Genomic DNA, 17,949 nt, shown 5'->3' on the forward strand with positions numbered 1-17,949 from the left:
TCTCAGAACGGGTCGTCTCAGAACTGGTCGTCATCGTCGTTGTCCACGCCCGGATCGGGCGGCAACTCGGTGTCGGTATCGATATCGGGCGAATCCAGCGTAGTCGGCAGCCGCACGTCGATGATCTTGGCACCGGGAAAGCGCGCCAGGATCGCCGCGACCGTGGGATCGGCCTTCGCATCGGTCAGGGCGACCTCGCGCTTGGTGGCCTCGATCTCGGCCAGCGTCGGCCCGCCTTCTTCCTTGGACAGCGACACCATCCAGTGGCGGCCGGTCCAGGCCTTCAGCTTCACCGTCAAGTCGTTAAGGAAGGTGCGCGGCGCATCAGAGGTCAGGCTGCATTCGATATGGCCGGGCTCGATGCGCACCGGGCGAACGGCACGGCGGATCAGCACCTTGAAGGCCATTTCGCGGTTGGCTTCGGCGAGGTTGGCAAGTTCGGCAATGGTGCGCACCGGAACGGCATCAACAACGGGTTCCGGTGCCGGCGTTGGCGCGACGAAGGCCGTGGGTACTGGCGCGCTTTCCACCAGGCGCATCGCCTGGCCGCCGCCATTGCTGACCGGCATGCGCGCCTGCGACACGGCCGATGCGCCAGCCCCGCCATTGCCGCCCGCTGGCATGCCACCGTTGCGCGGGGCGCCGGAAGGCTGCGCCGGCGCATCGCCGAGCGACTTCAGCGCTTCGTCGAGCGTCGGCAGGTCGGCGGCGTGGGCCAGCCGGATCAGCACCATCTCCGCGGCACTGACCGGCCGGTTTGACGACTGGACCTCGGGAATGCCCTTGAGCAACATCTGCCAGGCACGGGAAAGCACGCGCACCGACAGGGTCTGCGCGAACTCCACGCCCCTCTTGCGCTCGTCCTCTGATAGCGAGGCGTCGTCGGCTGCCGACGGCACGAAGCGCAGGCGGGTCACCAGATGGGTGAATTCGGCAAGGTCGTTGAGCACCGCCACCGGGTCGGCGCCGGTGTCGTACTGGGCCCGCAACTCGCCAAGGGCGGCAGCGATATCGCCCTTCATGATGTTTTCGAACAGGTCGACGACCCGCGCCCGGTCGGCGAGGCCGAGCATGGCCCGCACCGCCTCTGTGGTCACCGTGCCGCCGCCATGGGCGATGGCCTGGTCGAGAATCGACAGCGAGTCGCGCGCCGAACCCTCGGCCGCGCGCGCAACCATGGCCAGTGCATCGTCCTCGACCGAGATGCCTTCCTGGCCGGCGATGTTCCTGAGATGCCCGACAAGCTTGCCAGCGTCGATGCGGCGCAGGTCGAAGCGCTGGCAGCGCGACAGCACCGTGATCGGAACCTTGCGGATTTCGGTGGTGGCGAAGATGAACTTCACATGCGGAGGCGGCTCTTCCAGCGTCTTGAGCAGGCCGTTGAAGGCCTGCGTCGAGAGCATGTGCACCTCGTCGATGATGTAGACCTTGTAGCGCGCCGAAACGGGCGCATAACGCACGCGGTCGATGATGTCCCTGATGTCGTCGATGCCGGTGTGGGACGCCGCGTCCATCTCGATCACGTCGACATGGCGGCCTTCCATGATCGACTGGCAATGCTCGCCGAGCACCGTAAGTTCAACCGACGGGCGGTCGATGTCAGGCGTCTTGTAATTGAGGGCACGAGCCAGGATGCGGGCGGTGGTGGTCTTGCCGACGCCGCGGACGCCGGTCAGCATCCAGGCTTGGGCGATGCGGCCCGAGGAAAAGGCGTTGGTCAGCGTCTGGACCATCGGCTCCTGGCCGACGAGTGCCGTAAAATCCGCAGGACGATACTTGCGCGCGAGAACGCGGTAAGCCTTGCTCTTATCGGTTTGTCCGGCTTCGCTCATCCGCCCCGTTCGCTCGCCCGTTCGTATTGGCGCCCCTGCCTCGACCACGACAGGCCGATTCCGCGAAACGATTTTCGCCCGCACGGCGCAACGCCGTCAATGACGCGGAGAAGGGCGAAGAGGCGGGAGGCTGGAACAATGACCCGTTCCGGGCTCGTTAGGGCTGCTTCCTTCCGGACCTGACCCGGTTGGCGAGTGGATCGTCCACCACCAACCTCCCAACCTCCATATCGGCAATTGCCGCGCCAATTGCAAGTGCCCTTGGACGACATGTCCGCGCGACGGTCAGGCACCGCCGAAATTCAGTGCCCAGAGATAGGCAAGCGTGGCCGCGACGCCGAGGCCGGTGCGCAGCGCATGCAACGTCCCCCAATGCACGATCAGGCGCCGGGATGCGCTGCCGCCTTCCTCGTTCGGGATCGCCTCGAGCCGCTTGTTGGTGGGCATGACGCCGAGCATCGTATAAGGCCAGTTGGCGAGCATCAGTGCGGCGCCCACCACCCAGCGCCAATCGCCAGTCAGCCAGGCAGCGAACAGGCCGAGAAGGCCGGAACCGGCGGCAAGGCTCGCCTGCATGGTGAAGCCGGCGGCATAGCTCGGCTTCCACTGGGCGAGCAGATTCTTGTCGTCGAGGCCAAGCCGCGCAGGCTGTTCGGCGAAATTGATGTAGAATGCCGCACCGGCAAAGGCGGCCGCGAGAACCAGGGCGATCTGACCGGCAAACATTGCGCGTCTCCACTGAAGCTCGACGTTTAGCACATCGGCACGACGCGAGCGCCTGTCGGTGCGCTCGGCAGCAAGGTTCCGCCTGCCTTTTTCAATGATTCGCTTGCAGCCACAGCAGCCACACTCTAGCCTTCGATCAAACAAGGGAAACGCCAATGATGTCGGGGCTCAAGGCCGGGTTTTCGCTGGATTCGCGTCTCGACGCCGACAGCGAACCGCTGATGTGGCTCGGCCTTTGCGAATTGCGCGTGATGAATGACAAACGCTGGCCCTGGCTGGTGCTGGTGCCCCAGCGTCCAGGCGTCGAGGAGATCCACGACCTCACCCCGCTCGACCAGGCGATGCTGACCTTCGAGAGCAATATGGTGGCGCATGCGCTGAAGCAGTCCACCGGCTGCGCCAAGATCAACAGCGGCGCGCTCGGCAACATTGTGCGGCAGCTGCATTTCCATGTCATCGGACGCAATGAGGGCGATCCCGGCTGGCCCGGCCCGGTCTGGGGCCACGGGGTGCGCGAGCCCTATCGACGCGACGACCTGCACAGGTTTGCCGAGAGCATCAGGTCGGCACTATAAGAGCCGAAACGACGCAGACCGAGTTTCAGATGCCTTTCAGCCTGTTCGACGCACCGACGCGTGAAGCCAGCCATTTCCTCGGCTTCGCCGGCAACATCATCGACCGCCAATCGGAAAAGCGCAGCGACGATTCCGCGCGCATGGCACTCACGGAACCCAGCGCAAGGCTGCTGCTGGTCGCGCCGGGGCGGCTGCTGCTCGATTTCAGCGGCGGCTCGGCCAACCCTTACTTCACGCTCACGGCAGCCGAGGCACTGGGCGCCCAGATCAGCGAGGCGATCCTGCTCGGCAGGACCGATGGCATCGCCATGCTGGCGGTGCCCATCGCTGCCGAGCATGAAAGCTTGCCGGAACACCTGAAGGCCACCGACTTCCGCTCGATACTGGCACAAGGCCTGGCTGACGCTGCCGGGCTCGGCGCCCTGGCACAAGGGGCGGCGCTGCTTGCCTGGCATGCCAGCCATCGCTTCTGCGGCCGCTGCGGCGCTGAAACCGAGATGCGCGCCGGCGGCTACAAGCGGCGCTGCACCGGATGCGGCACCGAACATTTCCCGCGCACCGACCCCGTCGCCATCATGCTGAGCGTGTCGGGAGACAAGTGCCTGATGGGGCGCGGCCGGCATTTCGCGCCGGGTGTTTATTCGGCGCTCGCCGGCTTCATCGAGCCGGGCGAAACCATCGAGGCGGCGGTGCGCCGTGAAACGCTCGAGGAAGCCGGCATCCGGCTCGGCCGCGTCGTCTATCATTCGAGCCAGCCCTGGCCGTTCCCCTATTCGCTGATGATCGGCTGTTATGGCGAGGCGCTCAACGAGGACATCTCGACCGACGCCGACGAACTCGAGGACTGCCGCTGGTTCCCCCGGGCAGAGGTTCTTGAGATGCTCGCCGGCACCCATTCCGGCGCACTCAGAGTGCCGCCGGGACATGCCATTGCGCACCAGCTCATCCGCACCTGGGCCGACAGCGACTAGCGCCCGGGCCTTGCCTTCACCCAGCGAAACTGGTTGGCAAGCGCGACCTGACCATCTGCACGAACATGGAGCGCGATAGCATCGCGAAGCGCGTCCCGAACCCTGTCGGCGCCTGAATGACGCTCGGCGCGCGTGACGATCCCGGCCGAAGCGAAAGCCCGCAGGGCAATGTTCCGATCGGGGAAAGCAACGGTTGCGTCAAATTGCCCGTCGCCGGTCGGCTCAAGCCCGGCCTTGGCCATCAACGCTTCGATTACACCAGGATTGGAAAGCGGCGGCGCGGATGATGCCGGAGACGGCGGCAGCAACGGAGCGAGCGCTGTCATCGCCGCCATCTGCAACTGGCATTTCTCGCGCTGGCCCCAGACCAGCATGAAAACGGTGCCGACGATGTCGCAGACCCGGGCGGCCTCGCCAAGGGCGCGAACGATGTCGCCGGCGAACTGGAAGGCGTTGATGCCTGTGACGATGTCGAAAGCGCCTTCGGCGAAGGGCAATTCCTCCATCTCGCCGACTTCGATGCGAGCACCAGGCAGGCGCTCCCGTGCTATGGCGGCCAGCGTCTCCGAGGCGTCGAGACCGGCGATGAAAGCACCGCGCTCGCGTGCGAGACCAAGCAATCCGCCAGTGCCGCAACCGACATCAAGCAGCCTGCTGTTTGGTCCGACGCCGGCCAGCGTCATGACATTTTCGAACACCGGCTGCCACGCGGGCTCCTGGGCCTCCGCCCAGTCGCGCGCCTTCGCGCCCCACAACTCTCCCTGAATCGCTGCCGTGCCCATGACAATGTCCCAGCGCAGCCGATGCTGCGCCAGGTGCGGCGAACTCACAACTCAATCTGCGGTGAGAGGGCGAGCGGCTTAGTCGCCGTTGTTTTGCGTGCCGCGGAACTCGTTGGCCTCGTAGACGCCGAGAATACGCACTTCGCGGGTGAAGAAGCGCAGTTCTTCCAGGGCCAGCGCGACGAGACGGTCGTCGGGATGGCCCTCGATGTCCGAGTAGAACTGGGTGGCGGTGAACTCGCCGCCGAGCTGGTAGCTCTCCAGTTTGGTCATGTTGACGCCATTGGTGGCGAAACCGCCCATCGCCTTGTAGAGCGCCGCCGGCACGTTGCGGACGCGGAAGACGAAAGTCGTCATCATCTTGGTGTCCGGATCGCTGCGCTCGGCCCAGCTCTTGCCTTTCGACAGGACGACGAAACGGGTGATGTTGTTTTCGGTGTCCTCGACATTCTCTTCCAGTATGTCGAGACCGTAGAGCGAAGAGGCCAGCCGCGGCGCGAGTGCCGCCATCGTGCGGTCCTTGACCTCGGAGACAAGCTTGGCAGCGCCAGCGGTGTCGCCCGCCACCACAGGCTTCCAACTATTCTTGCGGATGTATTTGCGGCACTGGCCGAGCGCGTGGATGTGGCTGTGCACCGTCTTGATCTCCGAGCGCTTGACGCCCGGCAGCACCATCAGCTGGAAATGGATCGGCAGGAAATACTCGCCGACGATATGCAGCTTGGATTCCGGCAGCAGGTGGTGGATGTCGGCGACGCGCCCAGCAATGGTGTTTTCGATCGGGATCATCGCCAGATCCGCCTTGCCCGTCTCGACCGCGTTGAAGGCGTCCTCAAAGGTCGGACACGGCATCGGCTCCATGTCTGGGTAGACGTTCCGGCACGCGGTGTCGGAATTGGCACCTTGCTCGCCCTGGAAGGCAATCTTGTTGGTCGTGGTCGGCATGACTGGCCTGTCTTTGCTTATTTCGAGAGAAGTTCGGTTATTTCGTCAGAAGTTCGCGGGCGCGTTCGAGATGTTCGGGCGTGTCGACCCCGAGCGGCACCGTGTCGACGATCTCGACATCGATGCGCATGCCGGCCTCCAGCGCGCGCAGCTGTTCGAGCCGTTCGCGCTTTTCCAGCGGCGACTGGCCAAGTCCGACGAAGCGCTCAAGGGCTGAGCGGCGGTAAACATAAAGCCCGACATGGTGATAGAGCGGGCCGTCGCCCCAAGGCGCGGTCGCGCGGGTAAAATAGAGTGCCCTCATCCGCCCGGCCGACAGCGGCGAGCCGATAATCTTGGGAACGTTCGGATCAACCTTTTCCTCGTGGCGGGTGATCTCGACGCCTAGCGTCGAGATATCGACCGCCTTTTCTTCGAGCGGACGCAGTGCGGCCTGGATGATTGCCGGATCGATCGTCGGCAAATCACCCTGGACGTTGACGATGAACTCGACCTCGCCCTTCGGATCGAGCGTCGTCAGTGCCTCGAAGATGCGGTCGGAACCCGACTCATGGTCGGCGCGGGTCATCACCGCTTCGAAGCCATGCGCTTTCACAGTTTCCGCCACGATCTCGGTATCGGTTGCCACCACCACCCGGCCGAGGCCACATTCCGAAGCACGGCTAGCTACATGGACGATCATCGGACGACCGGCGATATCGGCCAGGGGCTTGCCCGGCAAGCGCGTCGAGGCCATGCGGGCGGGGATCAGGACAAGGGTGGACATGGCTTGCGCGGCTGTTTCTAAAAGGTGTTGGAAAGTGTCAAAAGGTCTCACTGGAAGGGCCCTTATAGGTGTTGCAACCGGCAAGCAAAAGACCTAGTTTCCGCGCGATTTGACCCGGCCAGCCGGGCGATAGACGATACCGACGAACGGCAGCGGTCGCAGAGGACAGCGATCGGCCGGATAAGGGAGCCAGGGGCGTATGGACTCATTTGAAGTGAACAAGGTGCTTGGCGGCCTGCTGGGTACTGCCTTTGTGGTGTTCTCCATCTCGCTGGTGTCGGATGCGATCTTCGCAGCACCGGCTCCTGAAAAGCCCGGCTTTGCCATCGAAGCCGCTGAAGAAGGCGGCGCGCCTGCCGGCGGCGAAGCGGCACCTGCCGCAGTGCCGATCGCACAGCTGCTGGCCAGCGCCAATGCCGAAGCGGGTGCTGCCGTATTCAAGAAGTGCACGGCCTGCCATTCGATCGAGAAGGGCGGCCCCAACAAGGTCGGTCCGGATCTCTGGGGCGTGGTCAACCGTCCGATCGCTTCGCATGGCGGCTTTGGCTATTCGGGCCCGATGAAGGAATTCTCCGAAGGCGGCAAGGTCGTCTGGGACTTCGAGCACCTGAACCACTTCCTGACGTCGCCCAAGGGCTACATCAAGGGCACCGCGATGGGCTTCGCCGGCATCAAGAAGGACGACGAGCGCGCCAACCTGATCGCCTACCTCAATGCGCAGTCCGACAGCCCGGCACCGTTGCCCGCAGCTGATGCGGCTCCGGCGGCAACGCCAGCTGCTGCTCCGGCTGAAGGTGCTGCCCCGGCAGCTCCGGCAGAGGGTGCCGCTCCGGCAACCGCCCACTAAGCGATTTGTCATCTTCGCATCTTGAAAAAGCCGGGTTTAGCCCGGCTTTTTTGTTGCCTGGCGCAAACATAAGGCGACAATCGTCTAACGTGCGGTTTCCATGCGCCGCGAATGAATTAGAGTGTTGCGAAGCACCGGGCGAAGGGGGTTGTTGATGAAGGTTGGGCTGACCAGGTTTGTTGCAATTGCGAGTCTCGCGGTTGCGGTTCTGTCCGCCGCCATAGCTTCATCGGCTGCCCAGGAATGGCAGACCAGTTCGTCCTTGAACGGTGTTTCCAAATACGGCCAGGATTTCAAGCAGTACGACTTCGTCAACCCGAACGCGCCCAAGGGCGGCACGCTGAATTCGACGACGTCAGGCACCTTCGACAGCTTCAACCCCTACATCGTCCAAGGCCTGCCGGCGGCCGGCTTCACCTATTTCGGTGGCGGACTGCTCTATGAAACGCTGATGGAGCAGTCGGTCGACGAGCCCAGTACCAGCCATCCAATGGTTGCGGACGCCTACAAATTTCCGGCCGACTATTCGTTTGCGACCTATCGGCTCGACCCGCGCGCCAGATGGCACGACGGCAAGCCGATCACGACCGATGACGTCATCTGGTCCTTCAACTTCCTGAAGAACAACAGCCCGCAATATGGCCAGTACTACGTCAACGTGACCGAAGCGGCAGCCACGGGCGAACGTGAAGTGACCTTCCGCTTCAACCAGAAAGGCAACCGGGAACTGCCCAAAATCATGGGCGATCTGGTTGTCCTGCCGAAGCACTGGTGGGAAGGCACCGACGCCAGCGGCAATAAGCGCGACGTCACCCGCCCGACGCTGGAGATTCCACTGGGCTCGGGCGCCTACAAGGTCGAAAGCTTCAAGCCGGGTACGGAGATCGTCTGGACGCGCGTGCCCGACTATTGGGGAGCCGATGTCGGGGTCAATGTCGGCCGCAACAATTTCGACAAGCGCCGCTACTCCTATTTCCTGGATGAAAATGCCGACTGGCAGGCTTTCACCAAGGGCGGCTTCGAAGACATCAAGCCGGAAAACAGCTCGCGGCGCTGGTCGACGCAATACACTTTCCCCGCCTTCCAGGCCGGCGACGTCATCAAGCAGGTGTTCAAGACGACGTCGGGCGAAGCCATGCAGGGTTATGCGCTCAACCTACGCCGGCCACAGTTCCAGGACCGCCGAGTCAGGCAGGCGCTGACGCTGGCCTACAATTTCGAATACATGAACCGCACGCTGTTCTTCGGGCTCAACACCCGCACCAGCAGCTATTTCCAGGGCCAGGACCTCGCCTCCAGCGGCTTGCCCGCCGGCAAGGAACTCGAGTTGCTCACTCCCTTCAAGGACAAGCTGCCGCCAGAGCTCTTCACCGACGAGTTCAAGCTGCCGGTCTACGACACCCCGCAGGCTGAGCGGCAGTACCTCCGACAGGCGATCGGCCTGTTCGCCGAAGCCGGCTGGCGCGCCAAGGGCGGCAAGCTGATCAACGAAAAGACCGGCGAGCAGTTCAAGATCGAATTTCTCGGCAAGGATGCCACCGACGAGGTCATCATGACGCCGTTCATCGACAGCCTGCGCCGCCTCGGCATCGATGCGACGCTGCGCATGGTCGACACCAGCCAGTTCGTAAATCGGATCAACAATTACGATTTTGATGTGACGACAACGATCCTTAACCAGTCGTCTTCGCCCGGCAACGAGCAGCGCGACTTCTGGAGCTCCAAGGCTGCCGCCAAGCCCGGTTCGCGCAATATCATGGGCATCAACGACCCCGTGGTCGATGCGCTGGTCGAGCGCGTCATCTTCGCCACCGACCGAGACGACCTGCTGGCCGCCACCCACGCGCTCGACCGGGTCCTGCTGTGGAACTACTACGTCGTGCCGCAGTACCATCGGTCGGTCGTCTGGCTGGCCTATTGGAACAAGTTTGGCATCCCGGAAAAGCAGCCGGGCTTCATCGGCGCCGACATCAATTCCTGGTGGATCGACAAGGACAAGGAAGCGGCGCTGGCTGCCAAGTACAAGGGCGTCAATTGAGCCCGCGCCTCCACCGCCGGGACTTCCTCGCGCTTGGCGCCGCGGCCGCGGCCGCCCCATTCATGCCAGGGCGCGCCTTCGCGGCGAGCCCAACCGGGACCGGACTGCACGGGCTATCGGCCTTCGGCGACCTCAAATACGGACCCGACTTCACCCATTTCGACTTCGTCAATGTCGACGCGCCCAAGGGCGGCACGTTCAACTTCTCGCCGAACTACTGGTACTTCAACCAGAGCCCGTTGACCTTCAACACGCTCAACACCTTCGTCGCTCGCGGCGATGCGCCGCCGCGGATGGAGCTGTGCTACGATTCGCTGATGGTGCGGGCGATCGACGAGCCCGACGCGATCTATGGCCTGCTCGCGAAGTCGGTGACGATTTCCGACGACCGCAACAGCTTCGACTTCGCGCTCCGGCCCGAGGCGCGCTTCAACGATGGCACGCCGTTCACCGCCGACGACGCCGTCTTCGCCTTCGATCTGTTCAAGAAGGACGGCCACCCCAACCTGCTTTTGCCGCTCAGCCACCTCAAAGAGGCGAAGGCCCTCGACCCGTACACGCTGCGGCTGACCTTCAACGGCAAGCAGTCGGACCGAACGTTCCTCGACGTCGCGACCTACGCCATTCCGGCCAAGTCCTTCTTCGAGACCCATCCCTTCGATGCTTCGGAACTCAAGGCACCGCTCGGCTCCGGCCCCTACAAGGTCGGCCGCGTCTTTCCCGGCCAGGCCATCGAATATGAGCGCGTAGCCGACTACTGGGGTCGCGAGCTGCCGGTCAGCCGCGGGCTGTACAATTTCGACCGCATCCGCATCGAGTTCTACCAGGACAGACAGGCAGCGTTCGAAGCCTTCAAGAAGGGCGACATCCGCTTCCGCCAGGAAGCCACGGCGCGCCTCTGGGCCACCGGCTATGATTTCCCCGCCTTCACCGCGGGCAAAGTGATCAAGCGCGAATTTCCCAGCGAGAAGCGGCCAACGATGCAGGCGCTGGCGCTGAACCAGCGGCGGGCGCGCTTCCGCGACCCACGCGTGCGCCAGGCAGTCGCGCTTTGCTTCGATTTCGAATGGACCAAACGCAACCTGTTCTATGGCTCCTACGAGCGCTCGCAGTCGACATTCGAGAAGTCGGCCTACAAGGCTGAGGGACTGCCCTCTGCGGCCGAACTGGCGCTGCTTGAACCATTCCGCGGACGCATCCCCGACGAGACTTTCGGCGAAGCCGTACAGCAGCAGGCTTCGGACGGTTCGGGCCGCGACCGCAAGCTGCTCGGCCGAGCCTCGAAACTGCTTGCTGATGCAGGCTGGGCCCGCAAGGACGGCAAGCTGCGCAACGCCAAGGGCGAGGCTCTGACCCTCGAAATACTGGTCGACGACGACAGCTTTGTCCGCGTCTATTCGCCCTGGGTCGAGAACATGAGGGCCGTCGGCATCGATGCTTCGGTGCGCATGGTCGATTCGACCCAGTACCAGGCGCGGCAGACGAGCTTCGACTACGATGCCATTTCGGCGGCGGCCGGGTTTTCCGCAACGCCCAGCCGCGACGAGATCGACGGGCTGTTCCATTCGCGCTCAGCCACCATGCAAGGCTCGACCAATCTGCCCGGCACCGCCGATCCGGCCGTCGACGCGCTGATCGACGCCGTGGGTGCGGCCAAGGATCGCGAATCGCTGACGGTTGCGATGCGCGCGCTCGACCGGCTCTTGCGCGCCCGGCAAGACTGGATTCCAAATTGGTTTTCGGCGAATCACCGCGCCGCCTTCTGGGACATGTTCGGCTACAAGGAGCCGAAGCCGGACTTCGGCTTTCCCGTCGAGGCAATGTGGTGGCTCGACAAGGACAAGGCTGCACGTATTGGCAAGACCTGAGATTTCTGCGACTGAACCCGCGCTCCGTTCGAGGGGCCTCGCCTGATGGGCGCCTATGTCCTCCGCCGCATCCTTTTGATGATCCCGACTCTGTTCGGCATCATGGCGATCTCGTTTGCGGTCATCCAGTTCGCGCCCGGCGGCCCGGTGGAGCAGGTCATCGCCAAGCTGACCGGCCAGGGCGGCGACGCCGCCGACCGGCTGTCGGGCAGCAGCGGTGATATCGGCGGCACCAACTTCGATCCGGCGGGTGGTGAAGGCTCGTCCAAATACCGCGGCGCGCAAGGCCTCGACCCCGAGTTCATCGCCAAGCTCGAAAAGCAGTTCGGCTTCGACAAGCCGCCGCTCGAACGCTTCTTCATGATGCTGTGGAACTACATCCGCTTCGACTTCGGCGAGAGCTATTTCCGCGACGTCTCGGTGCTCGACCTGATCCTCGAGAAGATGCCGGTGTCGATCTCGCTTGGCATCTGGATCACGCTGTTGTCCTACATGATCTCGATCCCGCTCGGCATCCGCAAGGCGGTCAAGGACGGCTCGAGCTTCGACATCTGGACCAGCGGCATCATCATCATCGGCTATGCCATCCCAGCCTTCCTGTTCGCCATCCTTTTGATGGTGCTGTTTGCCGGCGGTTCGTTCTTCGATTGGTTCCCGCTGCGCGGCCTGACCTCGGAGAATTTCGACCAGCTGTCGCTCGGCGGCAAGGCGCTCGACTATCTCTGGCACCTGGCGCTGCCGCTGACCGCACTCGTACTGTCGGCCTTCGCCACCACCACGCTGCTCACCAAGAACTCGTTCCTGGACGAGATCCGCAAGCAGTACGTCGTCACTGCCCGCGCCAAGGGCCTGTCCGAGCACCGGGTGCTCTACGGCCATGTCTTCCGCAACGCCATGCTGATCGTCGTCGCCGGCTTTCCGGGCGCGTTCATCTCGGCATTCTTCACCGGCTCGCTGCTGATCGAGAATATCTTCTCGCTCGACGGGCTCGGCCTGCTCGGCTTCCGCTCAGTGCTCGACCGCGACTACCCTGTCGTGTTCGCCAACCTCTACATCTTCTCGCTGTTGGGCCTGTTCGTCAGCCTGATCTCCGACCTGATCTACACCTGGATCGACCCTCGCATCGATTTCGAACGGAGGGACGTCTGATGTCGGCGGTCGACACTGTATCCGTGCCGGTCAAGCGACCCTGGCTGTCGCCAATCAACAAGCGGCGCTGGCTGAGTTTCAAGGCCAACCGCCGCGGCTACTGGTCGCTATGGCTCTTCCTCGTGCTGTTCGTGCTGTCGCTGTTTTCCGAACTGATCGCCAACGACAGGCCGCTCCTGATCCGCTTCAAGGGTGAGTTCTACTCGCCGATCGTCAGCGACTATGGCGAGGAGACCTTCCTCGGCGACGAAGGCTTCCTGCCGGTCACCGACTACCGCATCTCGGTGGTGCAGGAGGCGATCACGGCCAATGGCTGGGCGATCTGGCCGCCGGTCCGCTATTCCTACCGCACCACCAACAACGAGATCCCCGAGGCGGCACCCGCCAAGCCGTCCTGGATGTATGCCAAGGAGGTGCGCTGCCAGCGCTATCCCCTTGGCGTCGACGATCCCAACTGCACCGTCGGCAACTGGAACTGGCTCGGCACCGACGACCAGGCCCGCGACGTGCTGGCCCGGGTGATCTACGGCTTCCGCATCTCGGTGCTGTTCGGCCTGATCCTGACGGCCGGCTCGGCGCTGATCGGGGTCACCGCCGGTGCCATGCAGGGCTACTTCGGCGGTTGGACGGATCTATTGTTCCAGCGCTTCATCGAAATCTGGTCGGCGATCCCGGTGCTCTATTTGCTGCTGATCGTCGCCGCCATCCTGCCGCCGGGCTTCTTCATCCTGCTCGGATTGATGCTGCTGTTTTCCTGGGTCGCTCTTGTCGGCGTCGTGCGGGCCGAGTTCCTGCGCGCCCGCAACTTCGAGTACGTCAACGCCGCCCGCGCGCTCGGCGTGCCCAACCGCACCATCATCTACCGCCACCTTTTGCCCAACGCGATGGTGGCAACGCTGACCTTCTTGCCGTTCATCCTCAACAGCTCGATCTCGACACTGACGTCGCTCGACTTCCTCGGCTTCGGCCTGCCGCCCGGTTCGGCATCGCTCGGCGAACTGCTCAAGCAGGGCCAGCGCAACCTCAACGCGCCGTGGCTCGGGCTCTCCGGCTTCGTCGTCATCTCGGTAATGCTGTCGCTGCTGATCTTCATCGGCGAAGCCACCCGCGACGCCTTCGACCCAAGGAAGACGTTCAAGTGAGCGAGACCCCTCTCCTTTCGGTCCAGGACCTGTCGGTCGCCTTCAGCCAGGGCGGCAAGACGACAATAGCCGTCGACAACATCTCCTTCGACATCGCCAAGGGCGAGACGGTGGCGCTGGTCGGCGAGAGCGGCTCGGGCAAGTCGGTGTCGGCGCTGTCGGTACTGAAGCTTTTGCCCTATCCGCCAGCAAGCCACCCCTCGGGCAAGATGATGTTCGGCGGCCAGGACCTGCTCTCCTTGAACGAGAACGCATTGCGCAAGGTGCGCGGCAACAAGATCACCATGATCTTCCAGGAGCCGATGACCTCGCTCAATCCGCTGCACACCATCGAGCAGCAGATCGTCGAGGTGCTGTCACTGCACCAGGGCATGGGCGAACGGCAGGCTAAGGCGCGCACGCTCGAACTGCTCGAGGAGGTCGGCATCCGCGAGCCGAAGAAGCGCCTCGACGCCTATCCGCACCAGCTTTCCGGCGGCCAGCGCCAGCGCGTGATGATCGCCATGGCGCTCGCCAACGAGCCCGAACTTCTGATCGCCGACGAGCCGACGACCGCGCTCGACGTGACGGTCCAGGCGCAGATTCTCGAACTGCTCGCCAAGCTCAAGGCCCGCAAGGGCATGTCGATGCTGTTCATCACCCACGATCTAGGGATCGTTAGGCGCATCGCCGACCGGGTCTGCGTGATGACCAAGGGCCAGATCGTCGAGACCGGTCCAACCAAGGAAATCTTCGACAACCCGCAGCACAGCTACACGCGCCATCTTCTGGCCGCCGAGCCTAAGGGCAAGCCGCCATCAGCCGACGCCACGGCCAAGACGGTGATGTCGGGCTCGGACGTCAAGGTGTGGTTCCCGATCAAGCAGGGCTTCTTCCGCAAGACGGTCGACCATGTGAAGGCCGTCGACGGCATCGATGTTGCCGTCCGTGCTGGCCAGACAGTTGGCGTCGTCGGCGAATCGGGCTCCGGCAAGACGACACTGGGGCTGGCGCTGACCCGCATGATCTCGTCGCAGGGCCGGATCGACTTCGACGGCCGCGAGATCGACAAGTTCAGCTTCAACGCCATGCGCCCGCTCAGGCGCGAGATTCAGATCGTGTTCCAGGACCCGTTCGGCTCGCTCAGCCCGCGCATGTCTGTGGCCGATATCATCGAAGAGGGCCTGAAGATCCACGAGCCCGGGCTCAAGGCCGCCGAACGTGACCAGAAGGTCGTCGACGTGCTGCGCGAGGTCGGCCTCGATCCCGAGACACGCTTCCGCTACCCGCACGAATTTTCCGGCGGCCAGCGCCAGCGCATCGCCATTGCGCGTGCCATGGTGCTCAAGCCGCGCTTCGTCATGCTCGACGAACCGACTTCAGCTCTCGACATGAGCGTGCAGGCGCAGGTTGTCGACCTGTTGCGCAACCTGCAGGCCAGGCACGACCTTGCCTATCTGTTCATCAGCCACGATCTCAAGGTGGTGCGTGCGCTGGCCAACGAGGTCATCGTCATGCGCAACGGCAAGGTGGTGGAGGCAGGGCCCTCCGAACAGATTTTCGAGCGCCCGCAAACCGACTACACTCGGGCGCTGATCTCGGCGGCATTCCGGATCGAGACGGCGCCGACCGGCGTGGTCAGCGAATAGCAGGCGTCAAGGGAAGAGCATGTCGACCAAAGCCAAGGGCAAGATCCTTCTTTCAATCACCGGGTTCAACCCGCAGCGCTGGTACGAGCTGCTGTCGGCGGAACGCGAGGTCGTGCTCGAACCCGATGGCGCGGCCGACCCTTCGATCGACTATGCCGTGGTGTGGAAGCAGAAGCCGGGTACGCTGGCCAAGCTGCCAAACCTCAAGGCGATCTTCTCGATCGGTGCGGGCGTCGACCATGTCTTTGCCGACCCCGGCCTGCCCGATGTGCCGATCGTGCGTGTCGTTGCCGACAATCTCAGCCAGCACATGAGCGAGTATGTGCTGTGGCGGGTGCTCGACCATCACCGCCAGGGCCAGCTCTACCGCGCCCAGCAGACCAAGAAGGCCTGGCACGAACCGCCGCAGCGGCCGGCCGAGGACATTTCCGTCGGCATCATGGGCATGGGCAATCTCGGCCGCGCCGCAGCCGACGTGCTCAAGGCGGTTGGCTTCCGCATCAATGGCTGGAGCCGCCGGCCGCAAGAGGTGGCCGGCGTCACCACCTTCAGCGGCGATGCCGGGCTGGTGCCCTTCCTCAACGCGACCGATATTCTCGTCGTGCTGCTGCCTCTGACGGATACGACCAAGGGCATCATCAACTATGGCCTGCTCAAGGAGCTACGCCGGCGCAATGGCCTCGGCGGTGCTGTGCTGATCAATGCCGGGCGCGGCAAGCTGCAGCGCGACGCCGACATCCTGCGCGCCCTCGACGACGGCACGCTGAAGGAAGTGAGCCTCGACGTCTTCGAGGTCGAGCCGCTGCCCAAGACCAGCCCGATGTGGAACCACCCCAAGGTGTTCATGACCCCGCATGCGGCGGCCACGTCCGACCCGGCGCATCTGGTGGCCCCGATGCTCAGCCAGATGGCCGCCTTCGAGCGTGGCGAAGCGCTGGACAACGTCGTCGACCGCAACGCGGGGTATTGAATTTAGAGACTGCTCCCGCCATGCGCGTAGGTGACACGTGGCGGCGCTTGTCAGGCAAATCTTCACCGTCGTTCCTTTGCCCCCCCTCTGGCCTGCCGGCCATCTCCCTCACAAGGAGGGAGATTAATCTCGTCCACGGCGGTGCCTATCCTGCGAGGCTGCAGGAAAGCCTTGCGGCTTCGGGATTAGCCGGGGCGCCGAGGAAGGCGTGATCTCCCTCCTTATGGAGGAGATGGCCGGCAGGCCAGAGGGAGGGTGCGAAGGAACGCTAACGATGAGCCCAAGGGCTCAAGAAAAATCACCGTCCGTGGAAAACCTCTCCACGATCGCGCCCTCTACGGCCGCCGGAAGCTGGTCGGGCCGCCATAGAGATAGCCGATGCGGTCGATGGCGTCGCGCAGGCCTTCGCGGGCAACGGTCATGGTGTGGCCGTTGGCGTGGATCATGTTTTCAGCGTCGGTCATGATGGCGACATGGCCCTTCCAGAAGACGAGATCGCCGCGCCGGAGCTGCGAATAATCCGAGCCGGCATCGACCGGTGACCCGAGCGAGGCTTCCTGCATGTCGGAATCGCGCAGCACGTTGCGTCCGGTCATGCGCATCGACAGCTGGACGAGGCCCGAGCAATCGATACCGAAGGCGCTGGAGCCGCCCCACAGATAGGGCGTGTCGATCAGCCGTTCCGCTACCGAAACGAAATCCTCGGCCCTGGTGCCGAGCGGTGCCAGATGCTGGGTGACAAGCGCTTCGCCGGACGCCAGCACTCCGTAGCGCGTGCCGCGGGTTTCGCCATAGCCGGTGATCGCGACCTGCGAGCCGATGGACAGTTGCCCGCTGCGCGGGAACTTCATGTCTGGGCCGGGATAGACGAAGCTGCGCAAGGCGGTGACGATGTGGGTCGGCTCGGCGCCGCGCGGAGCGAGATCGCCTGACGAGACATAGCCGACATAGCCGTCGCGCCCTGCCTGTAGCCAGGCAAAGCCTTCGGCATCATCGAAAACCACGACTTCGTCGCCGTAGAGCAGCTGGGTGTTGAGACCGGCATCGGGACGCGGTGCCTTGCGGACGTCGGCGACTGGTACGGAAATGCGCGCCGGGAGGCCAGCGACAAAGCGCTCGGCCGCGACCTCGCCTTGAAGGCGGGCGTCGGCGAGATCGGGACGGAAGGCGTGAAGGCGGCTGTCGCGGGCGGTCAAATCGGAAGCTCCATAGCTTTGGCAATGATAGCATCGCCCAAACGCTCGACATAGAGCGCGCCTTCGACGGTGCGCCGGATCAGCACGTTGCGCTTGTCGCTCTCGTCGCGGTGGCGCGACACCAGCTTGAGCGCACCCATGGTGTCGAGCGCGCGGGTGATGACAGGCTTGCTGACGCCGAGGCGGGCCGCAAGCGCGCGCACCGTGTGCGGCGGCGGGTCGAGATAGATGGTAAGCAGGATCGCCATCTGGCGCAGCGTCAGGTCCGGCGCGTCGTCACGCACCTCGGACAGGGAAAACTGCTGCAGCAGTCTCAGCGACTGGCTCGGACGCAATGCGATCGGCATGACGCCAGCATCCACGCTAATTGTTTCGGTTCCGTTTCATTCAAAAGAGATTTTGCGGCGCTGGCAAGGCGGCTACGCATCATTTGCCAAAGTCACCGCCCCTCATCCGCCTGCCGGCATCTTCTCCCCGCCGGCGGGGAGAAGGGACAAGCTTCAACGCTGACGCC

At 63.8% G+C, this 17,949-nt stretch carries 16 protein-coding genes and 1 other RNA gene; 9 read left to right on the forward strand and 8 right to left on the reverse strand.

Features of this window, described 5'->3' with window-relative positions:
* Positions 1 to 17: 17 nt before the first annotated feature.
* The 3 genes from IHE39_RS15450 to IHE39_RS15460 form a co-directional block, all read right to left on the reverse strand.
* Positions 18 to 1,832, reverse strand: a complete 1,815-nt coding sequence (locus IHE39_RS15450; RefSeq protein WP_192567078.1) for a DNA polymerase III subunit gamma/tau — start codon at positions 1,830 to 1,832, stop codon at positions 18 to 20.
* Positions 1,833 to 1,954: 122 nt separating this feature from the next.
* An RNA gene (ffs, locus tag IHE39_RS15455) (signal recognition particle sRNA small type) lies at positions 1,955 to 2,051 on the reverse strand.
* Positions 2,052 to 2,117: 66 nt separating this feature from the next.
* Complete coding sequence (locus tag IHE39_RS15460) at positions 2,118 to 2,558, reverse strand: anthrone oxygenase family protein (RefSeq protein WP_184773318.1); 441 nt, start codon at positions 2,556 to 2,558, stop codon at positions 2,118 to 2,120.
* Positions 2,559 to 2,713: 155 nt separating this feature from the next.
* Here IHE39_RS15460 and IHE39_RS15465 point away from each other — a divergent pair, with 155 nt between their 5' ends.
* Together IHE39_RS15465 and nudC are read left to right on the forward strand one after the other, a co-directional pair.
* Positions 2,714 to 3,133 (forward strand): HIT domain-containing protein, encoded by a 420-nt coding sequence (locus tag IHE39_RS15465; protein WP_184773315.1) that lies wholly within the window; start codon positions 2,714 to 2,716, stop codon positions 3,131 to 3,133.
* Between the two features lie 29 nt (positions 3,134 to 3,162).
* On the forward strand, positions 3,163 to 4,104 hold the full coding sequence (nudC, locus tag IHE39_RS15470) for an NAD(+) diphosphatase (RefSeq protein WP_192567079.1): 942 nt from the start codon (positions 3,163 to 3,165) through the stop codon (positions 4,102 to 4,104).
* Here the strand turns inward: nudC and IHE39_RS15475 are convergent.
* The 3 genes from IHE39_RS15475 to IHE39_RS15485 are packed head-to-tail and all read right to left on the reverse strand — an operon-like array spanning position 4,101 to position 6,597.
* The gene (locus IHE39_RS15475) at positions 4,101 to 4,934 is read right to left on the reverse strand and encodes a methyltransferase domain-containing protein (protein WP_192567080.1); all 834 of its coding nucleotides are present in this window, start codon (positions 4,932 to 4,934) and stop codon (positions 4,101 to 4,103) included. The two genes, nudC and IHE39_RS15475, sit on opposite strands and share 4 nt — an antisense overlap.
* A gap of 30 nt (positions 4,935 to 4,964) precedes the next feature.
* Complete coding sequence (locus IHE39_RS15480; protein ID WP_192567081.1) at positions 4,965 to 5,831, reverse strand: prephenate dehydratase; 867 nt, start codon at positions 5,829 to 5,831, stop codon at positions 4,965 to 4,967.
* Positions 5,832 to 5,868: 37 nt separating this feature from the next.
* A complete protein-coding gene (locus tag IHE39_RS15485; RefSeq protein WP_184773307.1) occupies positions 5,869 to 6,597 on the reverse strand; it encodes a 3-deoxy-manno-octulosonate cytidylyltransferase in 729 nt (242 codons plus the stop codon).
* 199 nt (positions 6,598 to 6,796) lie between these two features.
* Here IHE39_RS15485 and IHE39_RS15490 point away from each other — a divergent pair, with 199 nt between their 5' ends.
* From IHE39_RS15490 to IHE39_RS15520, 7 genes are all read left to right on the forward strand, one after another.
* Positions 6,797 to 7,444, forward strand: coding sequence for a c-type cytochrome (locus IHE39_RS15490; protein WP_184773305.1), 648 nt, complete (start codon positions 6,797 to 6,799; stop codon positions 7,442 to 7,444).
* A gap of 154 nt (positions 7,445 to 7,598) precedes the next feature.
* Positions 7,599 to 9,482 (forward strand): extracellular solute-binding protein, encoded by a 1,884-nt coding sequence (locus IHE39_RS15495; RefSeq protein WP_184773303.1) that lies wholly within the window; start codon positions 7,599 to 7,601, stop codon positions 9,480 to 9,482.
* Between the two features lie 62 nt (positions 9,483 to 9,544).
* A complete protein-coding gene (locus tag IHE39_RS15500) occupies positions 9,545 to 11,350 on the forward strand; it encodes an extracellular solute-binding protein (RefSeq protein WP_192567082.1) in 1,806 nt (601 codons plus the stop codon).
* A gap of 45 nt (positions 11,351 to 11,395) precedes the next feature.
* Positions 11,396 to 12,499 carry a microcin C ABC transporter permease YejB gene (locus IHE39_RS15505; RefSeq protein ID WP_184773301.1) on the forward strand — a complete coding sequence of 368 codons (1,104 nt, stop codon included), beginning with the start codon at positions 11,396 to 11,398 and terminating at the stop codon, positions 12,497 to 12,499.
* Entirely contained in the window at positions 12,499 to 13,641 is a 1,143-nt protein-coding gene (locus IHE39_RS15510; protein WP_184773299.1) for an ABC transporter permease, read from the forward strand. The genes IHE39_RS15505 and IHE39_RS15510 overlap by 1 nt, the downstream gene beginning before the upstream one ends.
* A complete protein-coding gene (locus tag IHE39_RS15515; RefSeq protein WP_192567083.1) occupies positions 13,638 to 15,269 on the forward strand; it encodes a dipeptide ABC transporter ATP-binding protein in 1,632 nt (543 codons plus the stop codon). The genes IHE39_RS15510 and IHE39_RS15515 overlap by 4 nt, the downstream gene beginning before the upstream one ends.
* Positions 15,270 to 15,288: 19 nt before the next feature.
* The gene (locus IHE39_RS15520) at positions 15,289 to 16,239 is read left to right on the forward strand and encodes a 2-hydroxyacid dehydrogenase (protein WP_184773295.1); all 951 of its coding nucleotides are present in this window, start codon (positions 15,289 to 15,291) and stop codon (positions 16,237 to 16,239) included.
* A 335-nt stretch (positions 16,240 to 16,574) separates the two neighbouring features.
* Here the strand turns inward: IHE39_RS15520 and IHE39_RS15525 are convergent, their stop codons facing one another.
* Positions 16,575 to 17,435, reverse strand: a complete 861-nt coding sequence (locus tag IHE39_RS15525) for a C40 family peptidase (protein WP_192567084.1) — start codon at positions 17,433 to 17,435, stop codon at positions 16,575 to 16,577.
* Positions 17,432 to 17,782: a MarR family winged helix-turn-helix transcriptional regulator gene (locus IHE39_RS15530; RefSeq protein ID WP_184773291.1), complete on the reverse strand. Its 351-nt coding sequence runs from the start codon at positions 17,780 to 17,782 to the stop codon at positions 17,432 to 17,434. Before IHE39_RS15530 ends, IHE39_RS15525 begins: the two co-directional genes overlap by 4 nt.
* Positions 17,783 to 17,949 lie beyond the last annotated feature (167 nt).

This window comes from Aminobacter carboxidus (assembly GCF_014863355.1).
GTDB lineage: Bacteria > Pseudomonadota > Alphaproteobacteria > Rhizobiales > Rhizobiaceae > Aminobacter > Aminobacter carboxidus.

Bases quoted from the DNA above. Each gene is read 5' to 3' on its own strand.
- IHE39_RS15500 (WP_192567082.1), top strand. From the start codon at position 9,545: ATGCCAGGGCGCGCCTTCGCGGCGAGCCCAACCGGGACCGGACTGCAC.
- IHE39_RS15505 (WP_184773301.1), top strand. From the start codon at position 11,396: ATGGGCGCCTATGTCCTCCGCCGCATCCTTTTGATGATCCCGACTCTG.
- IHE39_RS15450 (WP_192567078.1), bottom strand. From the start codon at position 1,832: ATGAGCGAAGCCGGACAAACCGATAAGAGCAAGGCTTACCGCGTTCTC.
- IHE39_RS15465 (WP_184773315.1), top strand. From the start codon at position 2,714: ATGATGTCGGGGCTCAAGGCCGGGTTTTCGCTGGATTCGCGTCTCGAC.
- IHE39_RS15495 (WP_184773303.1), top strand. From the start codon at position 7,599: ATGAAGGTTGGGCTGACCAGGTTTGTTGCAATTGCGAGTCTCGCGGTT.
- nudC (WP_192567079.1), top strand. From the start codon at position 3,163: ATGCCTTTCAGCCTGTTCGACGCACCGACGCGTGAAGCCAGCCATTTC.
- IHE39_RS15510 (WP_184773299.1), top strand. From the start codon at position 12,499: ATGTCGGCGGTCGACACTGTATCCGTGCCGGTCAAGCGACCCTGGCTG.
- IHE39_RS15480 (WP_192567081.1), bottom strand. From the start codon at position 5,831: ATGCCGACCACGACCAACAAGATTGCCTTCCAGGGCGAGCAAGGTGCC.
- IHE39_RS15490 (WP_184773305.1), top strand. From the start codon at position 6,797: ATGGACTCATTTGAAGTGAACAAGGTGCTTGGCGGCCTGCTGGGTACT.
- IHE39_RS15460 (WP_184773318.1), bottom strand. From the start codon at position 2,558: ATGTTTGCCGGTCAGATCGCCCTGGTTCTCGCGGCCGCCTTTGCCGGT.
- IHE39_RS15485 (WP_184773307.1), bottom strand. From the start codon at position 6,597: ATGTCCACCCTTGTCCTGATCCCCGCCCGCATGGCCTCGACGCGCTTG.
- IHE39_RS15530 (WP_184773291.1), bottom strand. From the start codon at position 17,782: ATGCCGATCGCATTGCGTCCGAGCCAGTCGCTGAGACTGCTGCAGCAG.
- IHE39_RS15520 (WP_184773295.1), top strand. From the start codon at position 15,289: ATGTCGACCAAAGCCAAGGGCAAGATCCTTCTTTCAATCACCGGGTTC.